General features: G+C 71.1%; 1 pseudogene. It reads right to left on the minus strand.

Features of this window, described 5'->3' with window-relative positions:
* Positions 1-239, minus strand: a pseudogene (locus tag ASG72_RS20595) (methyl-accepting chemotaxis protein); the annotation flags it as partial.

Below are 239 nucleotides of genomic sequence, written 5' to 3' on the forward strand. Positions count from 1 at the left end.
TCTTCTTGATGTCGGGGACGAGCTTGGCCAGCATCGCGCCGGCCTCCTGCGCCACCTTCACCGTATCGGCCGAGAGCGTGCCGATCTCGGCCGCGGCGGCCTGGCTGCGCTCGGCGAGCTTGCGCACCTCCGAGGCGACGACCGCGAAGCCCTTGCCGTGTTCGCCGGCGCGGGCAGCCTCGACCGCCGCGTTGAGCGCCAGGAGATCGGTCTGGCGGGCGATCTCCTGCACGATGTTG

Origin of the sequence: Allobosea sp. Leaf344 (genome assembly GCF_001426225.1) — a bacterium.
In the GTDB taxonomy this organism is placed as follows: domain Bacteria; phylum Pseudomonadota; class Alphaproteobacteria; order Rhizobiales; family Beijerinckiaceae; genus Allobosea.